Annotated in this window: 16 protein-coding genes and 1 tRNA gene; 14 read left to right on the top strand and 3 right to left on the bottom strand. The window is 67.2% G+C overall.

What is annotated here, in order from left to right; all coding sequences use genetic code 11:
* Window positions 1-63 precede the first annotated feature (63 nt).
* Window positions 64-978, top strand: coding sequence for a UbiA family prenyltransferase (locus Q8O14_06480; GenBank protein MDP2360384.1), 915 nt, complete (start codon window positions 64-66; stop codon window positions 976-978).
* A gap of 30 nt (window positions 979-1,008) precedes the next feature.
* Window positions 1,009-2,409, top strand: coding sequence for a cysteine--tRNA ligase (cysS, locus tag Q8O14_06485; GenBank protein ID MDP2360385.1), 1,401 nt, complete (start codon window positions 1,009-1,011; stop codon window positions 2,407-2,409).
* A gap of 100 nt (window positions 2,410-2,509) precedes the next feature.
* Here the strand turns inward: cysS and rpsT are convergent, their stop codons facing one another.
* Entirely contained in the window at window positions 2,510-2,761 is a 252-nt protein-coding gene (gene rpsT, locus Q8O14_06490) for a 30S ribosomal protein S20 (protein MDP2360386.1), read from the bottom strand.
* Window positions 2,762-2,786: 25 nt separating this feature from the next.
* Window positions 2,787-2,870 (bottom strand) — tRNA-Leu (locus tag Q8O14_06495).
* 352 nt (window positions 2,871-3,222) lie between these two features.
* Between Q8O14_06495 and Q8O14_06500 the strand changes: the two genes are divergently transcribed.
* The 8 genes from Q8O14_06500 (at window position 3,223) to feoB (ending at window position 10,728) form a co-directional block, all read left to right on the top strand.
* Window positions 3,223-3,675, top strand: coding sequence for a PTS sugar transporter subunit IIA (locus Q8O14_06500; protein ID MDP2360387.1), 453 nt, complete (start codon window positions 3,223-3,225; stop codon window positions 3,673-3,675).
* 9 nt (window positions 3,676-3,684) lie between these two features.
* Window positions 3,685-3,882: a twin-arginine translocase TatA/TatE family subunit gene (locus Q8O14_06505; GenBank protein MDP2360388.1), complete on the top strand. Its 198-nt coding sequence runs from the start codon at window positions 3,685-3,687 to the stop codon at window positions 3,880-3,882.
* Window positions 3,883-3,901: 19 nt separating this feature from the next.
* A complete protein-coding gene (locus tag Q8O14_06510; protein MDP2360389.1) occupies window positions 3,902-4,510 on the top strand; it encodes an L-threonylcarbamoyladenylate synthase in 609 nt (202 codons plus the stop codon).
* A complete protein-coding gene (locus Q8O14_06515; GenBank protein ID MDP2360390.1) occupies window positions 4,507-5,265 on the top strand; it encodes a DUF3108 domain-containing protein in 759 nt (252 codons plus the stop codon). The genes Q8O14_06510 and Q8O14_06515 overlap by 4 nt, the downstream gene beginning before the upstream one ends.
* A 161-nt stretch (window positions 5,266-5,426) precedes the next feature.
* Entirely contained in the window at window positions 5,427-6,656 is a 1,230-nt protein-coding gene (locus Q8O14_06520) for a VanZ family protein (GenBank protein ID MDP2360391.1), read from the top strand.
* A 12-nt stretch (window positions 6,657-6,668) separates the two neighbouring features.
* Window positions 6,669-7,580, top strand: a complete 912-nt coding sequence (locus Q8O14_06525) for a tetratricopeptide repeat protein (protein MDP2360392.1) — start codon at window positions 6,669-6,671, stop codon at window positions 7,578-7,580.
* 499 nt (window positions 7,581-8,079) lie between these two features.
* Window positions 8,080-8,316 carry a FeoA family protein gene (locus Q8O14_06530; GenBank protein MDP2360393.1) on the top strand — a complete coding sequence of 79 codons (237 nt, stop codon included), beginning with the start codon at window positions 8,080-8,082 and terminating at the stop codon, window positions 8,314-8,316.
* Window positions 8,317-8,502: 186 nt separating this feature from the next.
* Window positions 8,503-10,728 (top strand): ferrous iron transport protein B, encoded by a 2,226-nt coding sequence (feoB, locus tag Q8O14_06535; GenBank protein ID MDP2360394.1) that lies wholly within the window; start codon window positions 8,503-8,505, stop codon window positions 10,726-10,728.
* A 243-nt stretch (window positions 10,729-10,971) separates the two neighbouring features.
* On the opposite strand, the gene ispG is transcribed toward feoB, so the two are convergent.
* Window positions 10,972-12,876, bottom strand: coding sequence for a (E)-4-hydroxy-3-methylbut-2-enyl-diphosphate synthase (ispG, locus tag Q8O14_06540; GenBank protein ID MDP2360395.1), 1,905 nt, complete (start codon window positions 12,874-12,876; stop codon window positions 10,972-10,974).
* 204 nt (window positions 12,877-13,080) lie between these two features.
* On the opposite strand from ispG, the gene Q8O14_06545 reads away from it, so the two are divergent.
* The 4 genes from Q8O14_06545 (at window position 13,081) to Q8O14_06560 (ending at window position 17,909) form a co-directional block, all read left to right on the top strand.
* Entirely contained in the window at window positions 13,081-14,214 is a 1,134-nt protein-coding gene (locus Q8O14_06545) for an ATP-dependent 6-phosphofructokinase (GenBank protein MDP2360396.1), read from the top strand.
* Between the two features lie 45 nt (window positions 14,215-14,259).
* Window positions 14,260-15,414, top strand: a complete 1,155-nt coding sequence (locus tag Q8O14_06550) for an HD domain-containing protein (protein ID MDP2360397.1) — start codon at window positions 14,260-14,262, stop codon at window positions 15,412-15,414.
* An 88-nt stretch (window positions 15,415-15,502) separates the two neighbouring features.
* Window positions 15,503-16,255, top strand: a complete 753-nt coding sequence (kdsB, locus tag Q8O14_06555) for a 3-deoxy-manno-octulosonate cytidylyltransferase (GenBank protein MDP2360398.1) — start codon at window positions 15,503-15,505, stop codon at window positions 16,253-16,255.
* A gap of 10 nt (window positions 16,256-16,265) precedes the next feature.
* Window positions 16,266-17,909, top strand: coding sequence for a CTP synthase (locus Q8O14_06560; protein MDP2360399.1), 1,644 nt, complete (start codon window positions 16,266-16,268; stop codon window positions 17,907-17,909).
* Window positions 17,910-18,265: the final 356 nt, after the last annotated feature.

The raw sequence follows: 18,265 nt of genomic DNA on the forward strand, positions 1-18,265 counted from the left end.
CCCAAGCCCCGCGCGGCGTCGCCGCGCGGGGCTTTTTTCTACCTTCTGCTCCGTCGTCCACGCATGGGGGGATCCCTGGGCCACCTGCTCGACCTTTTCTTCCTGGCCAGGCCGGTGCTGGTCGCCGTCGTCTGGATTTTCCCCCTGGCCGGCGCGCGCGGCTTGGCGGAGGACGACCCGCGTCTCTGGCTGCTGTTGATCCAGTGCGCGGGGCTGGCGGGCGCCGCCTTCGCCTACAACCAGGTGCACGACTTGGCGGGCGATCGGCTGAACCGCAAGTGCGAGACCCTGACCCGTGGGCTGGCCAGCGGGCGGGAGGCGCGGCTGGTGGCGGCGCTGCTGGCGGCGGGAGGGCTTCTGGCAGCCTGGAAGCTGGGCCGCGGCCATCTGCTCGCCGGTCTGGCCTTCGGGGCCATTGCCGGCTTGGGCTACAACCTGCCGCCCCTGCGCGCCAAGGACCGGCCTTATCTGGCACCCCTGTTGGCCGGACCCGCCTATGCGCTGCTCATTCTGCAAGGCGCGGCCTTGGCCGGATCGGCCGGCCTCCTCCTGGCCTTGCCGCTGGTGCTGCCCCTGGTGCTGGCCGGCCTCGCCCTCAGCCTCCTGGCGACCGTGCCGGACCTGGCCGGCGACCGGACGGTGGGGAAGCGGACCTGGGCGGTCGTGCATGGCGCCGGCGCCACATGGCGCACGGCGCTGGCCTTGATGGGGGCCGCCGCCCTCCTGGCCCTGCTGGGGCGGGACTGGCAGATCGCCCTGCCCGCCATCGCCTCGGCCCTGTTCATGACCAGGGGCCTGGCGCGGCCGGAGGAGGCGCGGGAGGCCCTCCTGGTCCTGCGCTGGTCGGTGGCGGCCCAGGCAATGGCCCTGCTGCCCTCCTGGCCGATGATCAGTCTGGGAGTGGCACTTTTCCTGCTGGCCGCGCGGCCTTACTATCGATGGCGCTTCGGCGTGGACTACCCCGCCCTGGGGTCCTGAGCTTCACTGACAACGGAAGGACGATCGACCATGGCCCTGCGCTTCCACAACAGCCTGACCCGACGTCGGGAGGACTTCGTGCCCCTCAAACCGGGGCAGGTCGGCCTCTACACCTGCGGACCCACCGTCTACAACTATGCCCACATCGGCAATTTCCGGACCTTCGTCTTCGAGGACCTGCTGCGGCGCGCGCTGGCCTTCCTGGGCTACCAGGTGACCCAGGTGATGAACTTCACCGACGTGGATGACAAGACCATCCGCGGCTCCCGCGAGGCGGGCGAAAGCCTGGCCGAGTTCACCGCCCGCTACAAGCAGGCTTTCTTCGAGGATCTGGACACCCTGCGCATCCAGCGGGCCGAGTTCTACCCGGCCGCCACCGACCATATCGCGGAGATGGTGGACCTCATCCAGCGGCTGCGGGAACGGGGCCACACCTACGAGGACAATGGATCGATCTACTTCCGGCTGTCGTCCTTTCCGGGCTATGGCCGCCTGGCCAACCTCAATCCGGAACAGATGAGGGTGGGCGGTCGCGTGGACAGCGACGAGTACGAGAAGGAGGACGTGAGGGACTTCGCCTTGTGGAAGGCCTGGTCACCCGAGGACGGGCCGGTCTATTGGGACACGCCCCTGGGACGAGGACGGCCGGGCTGGCACGTCGAATGCTCGGCCATGAGCATGAAGTACCTGGGGGAGCATTTCGACATCCATACGGGGGGCGTGGACAATCGCTTCCCGCACCACGAGAACGAGATCGCCCAGAGTTGCTGCGCCACGGGCGGACCCTTCGTCGGCACCTGGCTGCACAGCGAGTTCCTGCTGGTGGAAGGCAAGAAGATGTCCAAGAGCCTGGGCAACTTCTATACCCTGCGCGACCTGCTGGACAAAGGCCTGGATCCTGTTGCCATCCGCTACACCCTTCTCTCGGTGCATTACCGGGCCCAACTCAACTTCTCCTTCGAGGGCATCGAGGCCAGCGCCCAGGCCATCCGGCGCCTGCGCGACCTGCATCGACGCCTGGACACCGCCGCGGCGGGTCCTGGCTCCGGGGGACGCTGTGGGGCGGGCACGGAGGCCTGTCGCGCCGAATTCAAGACCGCCCTGGAGGACGACCTCAATCTGGCCGGCGCCCTGGGTCATTTGTTCATCTGGGTGCGTGAGGTGAATGGCTTGCTTGACCGTGGCCTGCCCGACGCCGCCGAACTGGCCTCCATGAAGGACTGGTTGCAGCAGGTGGACACCGTGCTCGACGTGCTGTGCGAGGAGTGCGACGAGGAGGAGGAGTGCCGGATCCGCACGCTGGTCGAGCGCCGCACCGCCGCCAAGCGGGATCGCAACTTCGCCGAGGCCGACCGCTTGCGCCAGGAGATTGAATCCAAGGGCTGGCTGGTGAAGGACACCCCGGCCGGACCGGTTTTTCACCGGCGCTGAGGGGCGCCGGCAAAGCCGCCGGCACCCTCGCCGCCAGGAGGGCACCCACGAAAAAAGGGCCATCCGCGGGATGGCCCTTTCTGCACTGGCTGAAGCAGGATCAGAGGGTGTTGACGAAGCGGGTCAGGGCGCTCTTGCGGTTCGAGGCCGCATTCGCTTTGATCACGCCCTTCGTCACCAACCGGTCCAAGAGGCTGGTCACCTGACGCAAATGCTGCTCCGCCTCTTCCCGCTGGGCGATGCCCCGGAGCTTCTTGATCTCCGTGCGCATCCGGGAGCGGTACTGCCGATTGCGCTCATTGGCCTCGCCGCTGGTGCGGATCCGCTTGATGCACGACTTGTGATGCGCCATGGCCTCTTCCTGTTGCTTCAATCCATACCGGGGGCGGGACTTGAACCCGCATGTCCAAACGGACACACGCACCTGAAACGTGCGCGTCTACCAATTCCGCCACCCCGGCGCGAAGAGCACAAATCTATGGTGGGTTGCAGGCATTGTCAACAGGCTGATCCACTTTTCGCCTGGAACACCTGGGGCACTATTTCTTCGCATGGATGCACACCGTGATCCAAAGCGGCCTGCGTGGATTGCGACACAGGTGCAGGTGGAGTCACAGGATCATACAGCATGAGCTCGGGAGACCGAAGGACTTGTTGAGCACCGCGCGCAAGGGTCACGCTGCCTTGCATTTCCGGCAAAGGCATGGCTCCGGTCTTTGGGCTGGCGGCAAGGATATCCTACCTTCCACGCTTCATCCACGGAATGGCTGGGAACCAGTTGAAACCGTGATCACAGCAGGTCGGAACGTTGCCATGTCCTATACATTTCCATCACCATATGCCGTCGTGCTTGACGCTGAGGGTGAGGACCGGACGACCCTCATCCGGAACCTGGCCGGCACACTGGCGGATTGTCCGGACGTGGTGGATCTGGAGGCTTTCACCCGGCAACTGATCAGGCGGGAGCAGGAGACGCCCACCGGCCTGGAGAACGGGTGCGCCCTGCCCCACGCCCGGAGCACGGCCGTCGAGGAGATTGTGCTGGTGGTCGGGCGCAGCCGCCACCCCATCGACTTCGGTGCGGCCGACGGCCCGGCCCGCCTCTTCTTCCTCTTCGGTGTTCCAGATCACTGCATCACGCAGTATCTGAAGCTGGTGGCAAAACTGTCCAGCCTGTTGAAGGCGCCGGAATTCCGGCAGTGTCTGCTCGCCGCCGGCAGCGAGGCCGAGATGCGGCAAATCCTGGAAGCAAGCCGCAAAGTTTAGGAGGCCAACATGATGGGCATCGGCTGGGGCGAGGGGATCGTCATCTTTCTCGCCATTCTCCTGCTCTTCGGCGCCAAGAAGATCCCCGACGTGGCGCGCAGCCTGGGCGGCGCCATCACGGAATTCAAGCGTGGCCTGCGCGGCGAGATCGACAGCGTCAAGAAAGAGCTTGACGAGCCGGGAGAAGACAAGCAGCCCAAGGCTTGAGCAGGGTCTCTTGCCCGTGATGCCACCCGCCATCCGCCTTGTGCCTGCCGCCCTTGCCCAATTGGCCGAAGGCGGACTGGCCTGCCTCCCGGTGGACACGGTACCCGGATTGGCCTGCCGGGCAGACCTTCCCCAGGCCCTGGCCACCCTCAAGCAGATCAAGGGCCGCCCCCCCGGCAAGTCCCTGTCCGTCGCTTTCCGCGACCTGGACCAGGCCGTCGGCTGGCTGCCCGCCATCCTTCCCCTGCGTGACTGGTTGGAAAGGGTCCTGCCGGGTCCGCTCACTTTCGTCGTGCCAGGTTCGGAGGCGCTGGGCGCTTTCGAGCCAGCCTGGTCCGAGTCCGTCGGCCTGCGCTTGCCCGGTCCGTCCCCTTGTTCGGCCCTGCTCGATGGCTTGCCCTGGCCGCTGGCGCTTAGCTCGGCCAACATCTCCGGGCAGTCCGCCATTCGGTGGGTGCGCGAGCTGGACGCCACCCTGGCTGGACACCTGGCCTTCATCTGGCCGGGCGAATCCCCTCTGGGGCGGGAAAGCACGGTGGTGGACCTCCGTTGCCGCCCGCCCCGCCTCCTGCGCCCGGGGGCGATGGATGCCGCCCGGCTGGACCGTCTTCTGGAGTACTTCCCATGACGCGGCGGATCTCCAGCATCCTGCTGGCCATGCTTGTGCTTCTGGTCGCCACACCCCTGCCGGCGGCCACTCCCGCCAAGACTCCCTTCTCGGTGGGGGAGAAGATCACCTTCAGTGTCGGTTGGGGCCTGATCAACGCCGGCAGCAGTTCGCTCTCCGTGCTGGACACCGTGCGCCTGAACGGCCACCTCTGCTGGAAGATCCAGAGCCAGGCGCAATCCAACGATGTGCTGAGCAAGCTCTATCCGGTGCGGGACAGGGTTGTCACCTGGATGGATGTCAAGGGCCTCTTCAGTCGCGGCTTGCACAAGAACTTGCATGAGGGCACCTACAGGAAAGAGCGCGATTACTCCATCCAGCCCGAGAACGGCCTCGTGGTGAAACGCAAAGATGGACAGGCCACCGACACTCTGCGCATCCGCGGCCCCGTGCAGGATGTCCTTTCCGCTTTCTACTGGGTGCGCACCCAACCCTTGAGCGTGGGCAAGGTCATCGAGGTGGAGGCCGTGGACGATCTGAAGGCCTACCGCCTGGCCATCCGCGTGCTGGCGCGGGAGACGATCAAGCTGAAGCATGGCGAGTTCGACTGCTACATGATCCAGCCCATCCTGCTGGGCGAGGGCCTTTTCAAGGCCAAGGGCGAGGTTTTCATCTGGCTGACCGCCGATGAGCGTCGCATTCCCGTTCGCATGAAGTCCAAGATCTTCATTGGCGCCATCAACGCCAGCATGGTGGATTACCTGCCCGGACGCTGAGAGCCGTGCCGGCCTGACTCGACCACCATCCATCGACTACTGGCCACCCGTCCGCCCTGCTCCCCTTGCCCGAAAGACGGTTCCGCCCACCTGTTGAAAATGCCACAACTTTACTTCCTTGCGCCCGTCACAACAGCACCAACAACAATGCAGTACAACGGATGATGAAGCTTGCGCCGTCTTGGACGCGGCCGGAAGTGCATGCGGCGCTCTATGCGCTGCTGCTAGTCCTCACGCCCTTCCTGCTGTTGCGGAACTATCTGCAAGGGGCCATCGGGGAGTTCTCGCGCTTCAGGGTGGACCTGTTCGGACAGCCTCTGCTGCTTGTGCCGCTGTTGGCAGCGCTGCTGGCGGCGGTCGGACTGTGGCTGGCGCGCCGGCGTCTGAATCGTCGCACCCTGCCCGTGCTGCTCCTGGTGGGGTTGCTGTGGGCGGCCGGCCAGCAGGTCTCCGACTACTATTTCGGACACACCGCCACCGACCTGCAGCACAACTGGCACACCATCGCCTACGGCATCTTCGCCCTTCTGTTCTGGCGGGCGGCCCAGCGCCGGGGCCTGTCGGCGGAACGGATCATTGTGCCGGGCCTGGCCACCGCACTTGCCCTGTCGGCCATGGACGAGGGTGTGCAAGTGATCATCTCCACGCGCATCTTCGATGTGGGCGACATCGGCAAGGATGGGTGGGGGGCCGCCATCGGCCTCTCGGCCGTGACCCTGCATGAGGCGTGGCCGGCCCTCAGAAGGGAAGGTTTCCGACTCGCCCGGCCCCGCTTGCGGGATTACAGGTGCGCGGCCTTCCCCCAGTTGGTCTACGCCCTGCTCTTCGCCTTCATCTTCCTCTCCGTCGGTTCGCTGTTCACGGATGCGGCCTATGTGGGCTACGTGCTGGCCATCAGCGCGGGGGCTTTCATCGCCCTCTTCCTGCTCGTCCACCTGTTGGGAAAGCCCGGGTGGCGCTGGGCCGCGCTGGGCCTCATGCTGACGCTGGCAGCCCTGCAGGCGTGGATGGTGGCCCGCCAGCCCCGGGGCCGCGTCCACCACGTGGGGCGCCATCGGGTCGTCTACAGCGGCGTGCCCGTGCCCTTGGCGGATCTGCTCATCCATGAGGACGGCAGCTTCCGGCCGATCGACAAGAAGCACAGCTTCAACAAGCGGGACCAGCAGACCCTGGTCCGGCAGACCAGCCACATCCTGCTCATCGGCAGCGGCATGAAGGGCCGGGGAGGACAAGGCTTTCCCGAGCCCTTTCCCGTTCAGTTCCTGCCTGATCTGGAAGAGGACCGGGCCGTCCAGGTGATCGTCCTGCCCACGACCCAGGCCGTGGCCGTGTACAACCGCCTGCGCGACGAGGGACGCCGCGTCACCTTCGTCGTGCACACGGGCTGCTGAGGAGAAGGTCCCATGGCCAAGCGTCCGGATGACGCCACCTCCCCCGGCCCGGTGGAAAGGGTGCAGGCGGGGGATCGCTCCATGGGGGCGGCCATTGGCGCCTGCTGGCTGTTGCTGGGCGGCCTCGCCCTGCTCTCATGGGTGGAACCAGCCTGGTTCATGCGCTGGGTGGAACCCGGCCGCCTGTCGGAGGCGGAAACCGTCAAGGATCAGGGCGATGTCCTCTTGCGATCCGGTCAACTGGGCCGGGCGGCCACAGCCTACCTGCAGTCCCTGGGCAAGCAGCCGGATCTGCATGGCGCGCGCGGCAACCTGGGAATCGTGTATCTCAAGCAGGGGCGGCTGGAGGAGGCCCGGCGCGTCTTTGAAGACCAGTTGCGCCTGAATCCTGGCGAAGAGGAGGTCACGACCCACTATCTGGGCGAGATCGCCGAGCGCGCGGGCGACTTGGCCACAGCCGCCGCCTGGTACCGTCGCAGCGCCGAGCAATCACCCTATCCCGCCCAGTCCTGGAACCGATCCGCCTATCTCTTCTTGGAAAGCGGGCGGCTGGAGGAGGCCCTGGCCGCATTGGAGCAGGCGAAGGAGGCGACCCTGAGCTTTCCCGGACTGCTGTCCGGCATGTTGCTGAGCCGTGTGCCGAAGACCCTGGATCCGGACAGCTCCCGGTTGGCGCGCATGCGCAGCCAAGGCCCGACCATGGCCGACCTGGAACCCTACGCCGCCTGGGTCTTCACCTGGACTGCCGCGCGCAGTCGCGATCTGGCCCGGGCCGAGTATCTTGGCGCCCGCACCCAGGCCCTGATGGGTGACACCGTCACGGCTCTGGCCGCCTGCGAGCGCTCCCTGGCGGCTTGGCCGGAACAGCGGGAGGCCTTGCTTTGGCGAGCCCAGGTTGAGAAGCGCCGGGCCTCCCTTCGCTGACACCCCTGCCTGGACTGGATCCGCTTCTTCCAGGTCGCACCGGCCTATCCCTTCGGTCAAGCGCCCTACCGGCCGCCTTTACCCGGGATCTTGGCGGAACCCATGTCAACCACAGCCACCAGGCCGTGTCGGCGTTGTTGCCCATGCGGAATCCGCCCAAGCTGCCCACACCACCAGTGTCGGCGGTGAAGTGGAAGGGCTGGCCGGAGCTGTCCACGGCTTGGAGCTGGCCCCCGGGAGGTGTTGCTCTCACTCTCGTACCAGCTGATGTGGATGCAAACAAGACTGGCAACGGGTCTGCGAAGTCGGGCAGCTCTGCCCGTTCTTGTACAAATGCCATCGGGTGGTGTCAAGCAAGAAAGTCAATGGTTGCAATGGTTGCGGAGGGGCTGGCCTCAAGCAAAGCTGCGCGTTAAATTCTTGCCACTTTTCGCTAAAGTCCATAGAATATCAGGTCGATAGACACTATGTTTGGCGCACCAAAGTTGAGCAGACATCCATGACACTGGCGAGTCTCAAGCCCGGCGAAGAAGCCCTCATCATGCAGGTGGACGGCGGCGGCGCCATTTCCCGCCGCCTGGCCGACATGGGTGTCGTGCCGGGGCAGCATGTGCGCATGTTGCGCGTGGCTCCGCTGGGGGATCCCCTGGAGCTTCAGGTGATGGACTATCATCTCTCCCTGCGCAAGGCCGAGGCCCTGCGCGTCCATGTGCGACCGCTGGCAATCCATGTTTGAGCAGGTCGTGATCGCCCTGGCCCTGGCGGGGGCCGTCTGGCTGGTGCGACAGGGTTTGGGCTCCGAGCATGAGGGACCCATCCTTTCCAACGCGGCAGGACCAGGCGCGGACCAGCGGCGCGGGAGGGCCTGCTCGGGCTGTGCGGCTTGCCCCGGCGGCGCAAGGTCGACTTGTGGAATGCCGCAGTGAAACTGCCGGCCTGGTTGGATGCCTTGACCCGCACGGCGACCGAACCCTGCCATTACCTGCGCGAACCCGCGGCCCAGGATCCCGACCTGGCGCCGCCCGCCGGGGAGCCGCGCACAGCGGTGGTGGCCCTGGCGGGCAACCCCAACTCCGGCAAGACGTCTGTCTTCAACGGCTTGACCGGCTCAACCCAGCATGTGGCCAACTTCCCCGGCGTGACGGTGGAGCGCAAAGAGGGCCGGACGCGCTTCGGCCGCTGGACCTGGACCGTGGTGGATCTCCCTGGCACCTACTCCCTCAGCGCCTACTCCATCGAGGAGATCGTGGCGCGGGATGTGCTGGTGGAGGAGCGTCCCGATCTGGTGGTGGACGTGCTGGACGCCTCCAACCTGCAGCGCAATCTCTATCTGGCCACCCAGTTGCTCGAACTGGGCCTGCCCCTGGTGCTGGCCGCCAACATGCTGGACGTGGCTTGGCGGCGTGGCCATCGCCTGGACCTGGAGGAGTTGGGGCGTCGTCTGGGCGTGCCCGTGGTGGCCGTCGCCGGTCACCAGGCACTGGGACTGGGCCGCTTGAAGGCCGCCATCGCGCGGACGCTGGAGGCCCCCCTCCCGCCCGGCCCCATCCGTTATGGAGCCGTCATCGAGACGGCCCTGGCCGAGGTGGTCGGCTGTCTGGGCAAGGCCGGTGATGGCCCGGTTCCGGTCCGGTGGCTGGCCCTGCGCCTGCTGGAGGGAGAGAGCCACGCCCACGATCTGGCGGTGCGTCGGGGGGCGGATGCGGCGGCGCTGACGGCCTTGCTGGCCCGCCTGCAGGCCGGCATCGAGGCGAAGCTGGGACAAAGCGTGGAGCTGGCTCTGGCCACGCGCCGCCACGCCGCCATCCAGGAGCTGATCGAGAGCTGCCGGCCGGTGGGTCCGGAACCGGGTCGCCGCCACCGCAGCGACCTGACAGACCAGCTGCTGCTGCATCGCTGGCTGGGACTGCCCATCTTCCTGGGCCTCATGTACCTCATCTTCGAGCTGACCTTCACCCTGGGCGAAACGCCCATGGGCTGGATCGAGGACGGCTTCGCCCTGCTCTCCGGTTTGATCGATGCCCACTGGCCCTGGCCGCAGGCGGTCCTGCTCAAGAGTCTCGTCCTGGACGGCGTGATCGGCGGCGTGGGCGGCGTGCTCGTCTTCCTGCCCAACATCATCCTGCTCTTCTTCGGCCTGACCCTGATGGAGGACACCGGCTACATGGCGCGGGCGGCCTTCCTGATGGACCGGCTGATGGAGCGCATCGGCCTCCACGGCAAGAGCTTCATCCCGCTCTTGACCGGCTTCGGCTGCAGCATTCCCGGCATCATGGGCACCCGCGTGTTGGAGAACCAGCGCGACCGGCTGCTCACCATGCTGGTGCTGCCCCTCATGAGCTGCGGCGCCCGGCTGCCCATCTACCTGCTCATCATCCCCGCCTTCTTCCCGGCCTCGACCCATGGCCGCATGCTTTTCCTCATTTATGCCATCGGTGTCCTGCTGGCCGTGGGCATGGCCAAGCTGCTGCGCATCTCGGTGCTGAAGGGGGAGCAGAGTCCCTTCGTGATGGAACTGCCCCCCTACAAGTGGCCCACCCTGCTGGGACTCTGGAGCCAGGTGCGGCTGCGGGCCTGGCTTTACCTGCGCAAGGCCGGCACCCTCATCCTCGGCGTCTCCATCCTGCTCTGGGCGATGGCCTCCTGGCCCGCCCCGCGTCCCGACTCCGTCCTTGACCAGGCCATGGCGCAGGCGCAGCTGGCCGGCGATGAGGAGGCGGTGCGGCAATGGAAGAACCGGGAGGCGGAACGCGCGCTGGAGGCTTCGCTATTGGGGCGGGTCGGGCAGGCCCTGACTCCGGTCATGGCGCCCCTGGGCTTCGACTGGCGCATCTCCAGCAGCATGCTGGGAGCCTTTGCCGCCAAGGAGCTCTTTGTGGCCCAGCTGGGCGTGGTCTATGCCCTGGGTGAGACCGAGCCCGGCAGCGAAAGCCTGCGCCGGGAGCTGCAGAAGCGCTACACGCCGCTGGTGGGCTTCTGCATCATGTTGTTCGCCCTGGTCTCCACCCCCTGCATGAGCACCTTCGCCGTCACGGCGCGGGAGGCGGGCAGCCTGCGCTGGGCCTGGTTTCAACTGCTGGGTCTCACCGCCCTGGCCTGGATCCTCACCTTCGGCGTCTTCCAGATCGGCCGCCTGCTGGGTCTCTGATCACCTTGGGATCCACCTCGTGTCATCCTGGCAAAAGCTGTGAATCTGCACATATGCGGACCGCGCCCCCTTCCCCCTGCAAGGGGGAAGGCCGGGATGGGGGTTCACCGCCTGCCACCTTCCCCCGCTCCACGGGCGAAGGCCGGAAGGGGTAGCTGCCCCCATGCCCTGCTTTGGGCCGCCTGGCGTGACACAACCGTGTTCGATAGGGGCAATTGTGCAGGCCGAGTGGACGTTGAGAGGTCAGGGTTCCACCCACCGCCCCTGCTCGCGGATGAGGGCGATGAGCTGCTCCACCGCCTCCTCCTGGAGCACGTTGCGCTTCACCACCTCCCGGCCCACGTAGAGATCGATGCGGCCGGGGGCGCTGCCCACGTAACCGAAATCGGCGTCGGCCATCTCGCCCGGCCCATTCACGATGCAGCCCATCACGGCAATCTTCAGGCCGGTCAGGTGGCGCGTCGCCTCCTGGATCAGGGCGGTGGTGGGCTCCAGCTCGAAGAGGGTGCGCCCGCAGCCAGGGCAACTGACATACTCGGTGGCGAAGAGGCGCGCCCCCGCGCCCTGCAGCACGGTGAAGGCGAAGAGGCGGCTGCCCGTCATGGCCACGTCCCCGGCCAGGGTCAGGCTGTGCACGATGCCGTCGGCGAGGAGGGAACCGAGCATGGAGGCGAGGGCGATGGGGTCCTTGCACATCTCCCGGGTGGCGAGGAAATCCAGGGGAATGCGGCTGCCCAGGCGGCGCAAGGCGAGGTCGAGCAGGCGGTAACTGACGACGGGATGCTCGCTCTCGATGGAAAGGAGGGTGCGGCCCGCCGGGAAGCGTTCATGGATGAAGCGCAGCAGGCTGTTGATCTGGGGCAGCTGGCGCGTCACGAGGTGGAACTGGAGGATCTCGTCCACGTCCTGGATCATGGGCACCCAGCTTGAGACATCGTCCTGGATCACTTCCACGGGGATGATGCGGCGCACCACGTTGGGCTCCACCACGTCGGAGCGCACCAAGCTGACGGGACGGCCCGCCGCCCGTCGGCAACAGGGAGCGGCGTCCCCGGGCGTGCGTGGCAGCAGGCTGTCCGCCTGGGGCAGCTGGTCCAGCAGCCGGGAGAGACCGGGCACGTCCTGGGCGCCCTCGGGGAGAGTGACGGGGAAGTCGGCGCCGTCCCCGGCCCGGAAACGGCTGTGGCGGTCCCCCGTCAAGTGGGTGGGGCGCGGATTCCACGAGAGCCAGTCATGCCCGCATTCCGGGAAGTCCAGGCGCGTGTCGGGTCGTGGTCGCGAGTAGAGGTCGGCCAGGGCCCGCGCCGGAGAGATCTCCATCTCGGGCGGATCGGTCAGGGAGACGCGGATGGTGTCGCCCAGGCCGTCCTCGAGCAGGGCGCCGATGCCCTGGGCGCTCTTCAGGATGCCTTCGACGCCGCCGCCGGCCTCGGTCACACCCAGATGCAGGGGATAGTGGTTCTCCTGCTCGCGCATGGCTTCCACCAGCTCCCGGTAGGCGTAGATCATGACGCGGACCTTGCTCGCCTTCATGGAGAGGACGACGTCGTGGTAGCCCTCCTCGCGGCAGAAGGCCAGGTACTCGAGAGCGCTCTCCACCATGCCGGTGGTGGTGTCGCCGTAGCGGTAGACCATGCGCTGGGACAGGCTGCCGTGGTTGACCCCGATGCGCAGGGCCCGGCCCTCCTGCTTGAGCAGCTTGAGGAGGGGCCGGAAGGCCTCGCGCGCCTCCTCGCGGCCCTGCTCGAACTCCCGCTCGGAGATCTCTTTCAGCTCCCGGCCGGGGCGGCCCGAGAAGTTGCCGGGGTTGATCCGCACTTTCTCCACATGGCGGGCGGCCTCGAGGGCGGCACGCGGGCTGAAGTGGATGTCGGCGCAGAGGGGGACGCGGCACCCCTGGCGGCGGAGGTGGCGCCGGATCTCGCCCAGGGCCTCGGCGTCGGCGACGGTGGGCGCCGTGATGCGCACCAGCTCACAACCGGCTTTGGCCAGGACCAGGCATTGCGCCACGGTGGCGGACACGTCCTGGGTGGGGGTGGTGGTCATGGACTGGACGCGGATCGGATTGACGCCGCCGATCCCCAGGTCGCCCACTCGTACCTCCCTCGTGCTGAGACGGCGGGGACGCAGGCGGTTGGGCAGGTACATGCAGGGCCTTTCGGTGCAAACGGTTGGCAATCTATCGCCGGAGGTGGGGAATGGCAAACGGCCACGGCCCGACGCGGCGATCCGCCGGATCCTCCTCAAGCTGATCTTGCTAGAGCAGGGTCCCTTGCGCGCTTCGCAGTTCACTAACTTGCCGCCGCGTGATCCAGGTCACGCCGCGACAGCACACCAGCACAGGAGGAGCAGGTGCCCACCACCACCGCCCGTGACATCCATCGCATCGCCATCTCCACCAGCGGCGGGGATGCCCCCGGCCTCAATGCCGTCATCCGCGGCCTCACCAAGGCCGCCATCCTCAAGTACCGCTGGGAGGTGGTGGGGCTGCTCAACGGGCTGGAAGGCCTGGTGGACACGACGCGCGTGGTGCCGCTGGGCCTGGACCAGGTGCGGGGCCTGCTGTCGCGGGGGGGGACGGTGCTGGGGGCCGCCTCCCACGGCAATCCTTTCTCCCGCTCGGTGGTGCGCAACGGCCAGGCGGTGGTGGAGGACCTGCGGCCCTTGCTCGTCAAGAATTTCCATTACCTGGGCCTCGACGCCCTCGTCTGCATCGGCGGTGAAGGCACGATGAAGATCGCCGCCGAATTGGGCGAGCTGGGCCTTCCCGTGGTGGGTGTGCCCAAGACCATCGACAACGACCTGGCCGGCACCGAGCTGACCTTCGGCTTCCACACGGCCGTGCAGACGGCGATGGAGGCGCTGGACCGCCTGCAGACGACGGCGGCCAGCCACCATCGGGTGATGATCCTGGAGCTGATGGGTCGCTATGCCGGCTGGATCTCCCTCATGGCCGGCATCGCCGGCGACGCCGACGTCATCCTCTTGCCGGAGATCCCCTTTGATCTGCAGGAGGTGGTGGACGCCGTCCTGCGGCGCAACCGGCGGGGTTCCAGCTTCTCCATCATCGTGGTGGCAGAGGGCGCCCGCGAGAAGGACGGGGAGCTGCATGTCATGCGGCATGTCACCGAGGGAACCTACGCCAACGAGCGCCTGGGTGGAATTGGGGATTGGCTTGCCGATAAAGTACATGAGCAGACCGGGCTGGAATGCCGGTCCACGGTCCTGGGGCACATCCAGCGGGGTGGATCGCCCATCGCCTTTGATCGCATCCTGGCCACCAAGTTCGGGATCAAGGCGGCGGGCATGATCGCCAAGGGGCGTTTCAACCATCTGGCCGTGCTGGAGGGGGGTGAGATCATCGCCCGGCCTTTCTCGGAAGTGGTGGGTCGTGAGAAGAACGTGGACCCGGAAGGACAAACGGTCCGCTATGCCGAACGGATGGGGGTCAATTTCGGCCGCCCCAACCGAGAAGTGCGGATCTGAGGGGCGCGGCACTCGTGTCCCTCCACTTGAGCGCCGGGTAACAACATGGGCGCCATCGTGATGGCTCAAAGCATGCGGGTTGACCAGTTGAAACTGGGCAGTCGCCTCGCCACCGACATCTATGAAACTGGCCCCGATGGGCGCCAGGTTCTTTTGTATGCGGCCGGCCAGGTCATCCATAGCGAATGGCAGCTGAACCGCCTCATCGAGGCCGGCATGGCCGTGGTGAAGGTGGCGCCCGATTCCATCCGCGAGCAGCTCACCCCCGAGGTGGACGCCCAGCTGGCCAGTCGCTTGATGAACCAGCGCCAATCCGTGGATGAGGCCCGTCCGGCCGAGGCGGCAGCAGAGAGCGGCCTCCTCGACCTCTACCGCCAGGTGCAGGACAACGGGCGACCGGACCTGGAGGCCATGAGCGGGCACGCCGCGTGGATCGCATCGGCGGGCCGGGAGAACCCGGAGCTGCTCGACGTGCTTGCCCTCCTGCGCGAGGCCTCGGCCACCACCTACCGACACAGCCAGAACGTGGCATCCCTCGCCCTGCGCGTCACCCTGGTCCGCCAGCCGCAGGCGGGAGACGAGGAGTTGCGCCGGGTGGTCCTTGCCGGTCTTCTGCATGATATCGGTCTCCTGCACTGCGCGCCGCTGGAACAGCTCAATCACGATGAGGTGGATGAGACCGCCGAGATCTACCGCCACCACACGGACTTCGGGGTGGAGATCATCGAGGAGATGCCGGGCGTGGCGGGCGAAGTGCGTCGCGCCGTGGCCGAACATCACGAACGGCTCAACGGAAACGGTTTTCCCCAGGGTCTGAGCGGGGCGGATCTGCATCCCCTGGCCGAGCTGATCGGTCTCTGCGACACCTATGAACGGCTGACCCACGGCCTCAGCTACCGGCGGGCCCTCTCCCCGGTGGCGGCCCTCAATCTCATCCAGGGTTGGGCGCGCCGGGAATTCCACGAGGAGCTGATCCTGGACTTCACCCGGGCCATCGGTCCTTGGCCGCTGGGCGCCTTCGTCGAGCTGGAGAGCGGGCTGCGGGGCCGCGTCTGCTCCCGCGTCAATCCCTTCGCGCCGACCGTGGCCTGCCGCGGAAGGGAGGGGCTGCTCCTGGTGGACTGCGCCCGCGAGGGTCTGAATGTGCGTCGGGGCGTGGCCCCCGGCCAGGCCGACATCCACCCCACAGAGATTTTCTAGCGCGCGTTCGTGACATTCTGCCATGGAAGCGCCGCCCCATGCGGCGCTTCGTGTGAAGGTCGTTTCGAGCGCGAAAGGGTGTGGCATGGTGGAGGTGTTGGGCGTCATTCCGGCCCGCTGGGCTTCCACCCGCTTCCCCGGCAAGCCCCTGGCCCCCCTCCTGGGCCGACCCATGCTGCAGTGGGTGTGGGAGGCCGCCCGCGGCGCCGCATCGTTGGACGAACTGGTGGTGGCCACCGACGACGAGCGCATCGCCGCCGCCGCCCGCGCCTTCGGGGCCGCGGTGGAGATGACCCGGGCCGACCATCCCAGCGGAACGGATCGCCTGGCGGAGGTGGCCGCCCGCCGGCCCGCCGCCATCGTGGTCAACATCCAGGGCGACGAACCCCTCATGCGGGCGGAGATCATCGATGCCACGGTGGCGCCCCTGCTGGCCGACAATGCCCTGTCCTGCGCCACGCCGGTGACCTCCTTCCGCGACGAGGCGGAGCTGGCCAGCCCCGACACGGCCAAGGTGGTGGTGGACGCCCGCGGCCGGGCCCTCTACTTCAGCCGGGCCCTCATCCCCTTCCCGCGGGAGGACCACCCTCCGCTCTCGACCTACCACAAGCATGTGGGCCTCTACGTCTACCGCGCCGAGCTGCTGGCCCGTTTCGTGACGCTGCGCAGCCGGCTGGAGGAAGTGGAGAGGCTGGAGCAACTGCGCCTGCTCGAGCACGGCATCGCCATCCAGACCGTCCGTGTCGACTACCAGCCCCTGGGCGTGGACCGGCCCGAGGACCTGGCCCGGGCCGAAGCCTTGCTGCGGGCCGGCGGCCGGCCCGGCGTCGACCCTAGCTGAAGGAGCATCCATGGCCCGCCCACCGCGCCTCACGAGCAAGTTCGTCTTCATCACCGGCGGCGTCGTCTCCTCCCTGGGCAAGGGTGTGACCATCGCCTCGCTGGGCATCCTGCTCAAGCTGCGCGGCCTCAAGGTCAACGTCATCAAGCTGGATCCCTACCTCAACGTGGACCCCGGCACGATGAGCCCCTTCCAGCACGGCGAGGTCTACGTGACCGACGACGGGGCGGAGACGGACTTGGACCTGGGCCACTACGAGCGCTTCCTCGACATCTCCACCAGCCGCCTCTCCAATGCCACGACGGGCCAGATCTACGACGCGGTGATCCGGCGGGAGCGGGCGGGCGACTACCTGGGCGCCACCGTCCAGGTCATCCCCCACATCACCGACGAGATCAAACGCCGCATCGCCGACCTGGCGCGGGCCGAGAAGAACACGGACATCGTCCTGGTGGAAGTGGGCGGCACGGTGGGCGACATCGAGAGCCTGCCCTTCCTCGAGGCGATCCGCCAGTTCGCCCTGGACGTGGGTAGGCGCAACAGCGTCTTCATCCACCTCACCCTCCTGCCCTGGATTGGAAAGGCGGGGGAGCTGAAGACGAAGCCCACCCAGCACAGTGTCATGCGCCTGCGCGAGATCGGCATCCAGCCCGACATCCTGGTCTGCCGCAACGACCAGGGCATCCCCCGGGATGCCCGGGCCAAGATCGGCCTCTTCTGCAACGTGCGGTTGGAGGACGTGATCGACGCCCGGGACATGGAGTCCGTCTACGAGGTGCCCCTCGAGTACGAGCGCCAGGGCTTGGCCGACAATGTGCTCGAGAAGCTGGGCCTCAAGGCGCGCAGCAAGGACCTGGAGCCCCTCGAGCGCCTGGTGGGGACCATCCACGGCCTCTCGCGCGAGGTGGAGGTGGCCGTCTGCGGCAAGTACGTGCGCCTGGCCGACGCCTACAAGAGCATCAGCGAGGCCCTCTACCACGCCGGCTTCGAGCAGGAGCGCAAGGTGCGCATCCGCTGGGTGGACTCGGAGCAGGTGAGTGCCGACAATCTGGCCGAGACCTTCGCCGGGGTGGGGGGCATCCTCATCCCGGGGGGCTTCGGGGAACGGGGGATCGAGGGCAAGATCCTGGCCGCCCGCCACGCCCGCGAGTCCGGCCTGCCCTATCTCGGCATCTGCCTGGGCATGCAGGTGATGGTGATCGAGTTCGCCCGCCATGTCTGCGGGCTCAAGAACGCCAACTCGACGGAGTTCGCCACCCGCCTGCGCCACCCCGTGGTCGACCTCATGCAGGACCAGCGCGGGGTCAAGGTCAAGGGCGCCACCATGCGCCTGGGGGCCTGGCCCTGCGTGCTGAAACCCGGCAGCAAGGCGCACAAGGCCTACCGGCGGGAGGTGATCCAGGAGCGCCACCGCCACCGCTACGAGGTGAACAACCGCTTCCGCGAGAACCTGCGCGAGGGCGGGCTCACCCTCTCGGGGCTCTCGCCCGACGAGCACCTGGTGGAGATGGTGGAAGTGGCCGAGCACCCCTGGTATGTGGGCTGCCAGTTCCATCCGGAGCTGAAGAGCCGCGTCATGCGGCCCCATCCCCTCTTCCGCGACTTCGTCCGCGCTTGTGTCAAGCACGCCGGGGGAGGGCCGTCGGACGGATGAGGAGGTCCGGCCATGCCTTGATTGCCTGGGAGAGCGCTTTCCTGGCGCCACCTTTCTTCTCGCCAGAAGAAGGGTGGGAAGGCATCGCGCCGCGCGAAAAGGCCGAAAGCAAGGTCTGAACTTGCCAGGTGCAGGATCGCTTGGTGTGAGTCATGGCCACGTGGGGTGAAGCCGAAGGCTGAACCAGTTGCCAAGGGGACCGCATGAGGTGATAGGGCCCTCTGTTCGACGGCGGCCGTGAGGCCGCCTGGTCAGGGCCCTGCATGTCTTGGAGAGGGCTTTCTTTGGGCACCTTTCTTTCGCCCGAGAAAGAAAGGTGCAAGAGCGCGGCGCTGGCGCCGCAAGATCCGGCGCCG

It is taken from the genome of bacterium (assembly GCA_030685015.1).
In the GTDB taxonomy this organism is placed as follows: Bacteria; CAIWAD01; CAIWAD01; order CAIWAD01; family CAIWAD01; genus CAIWAD01.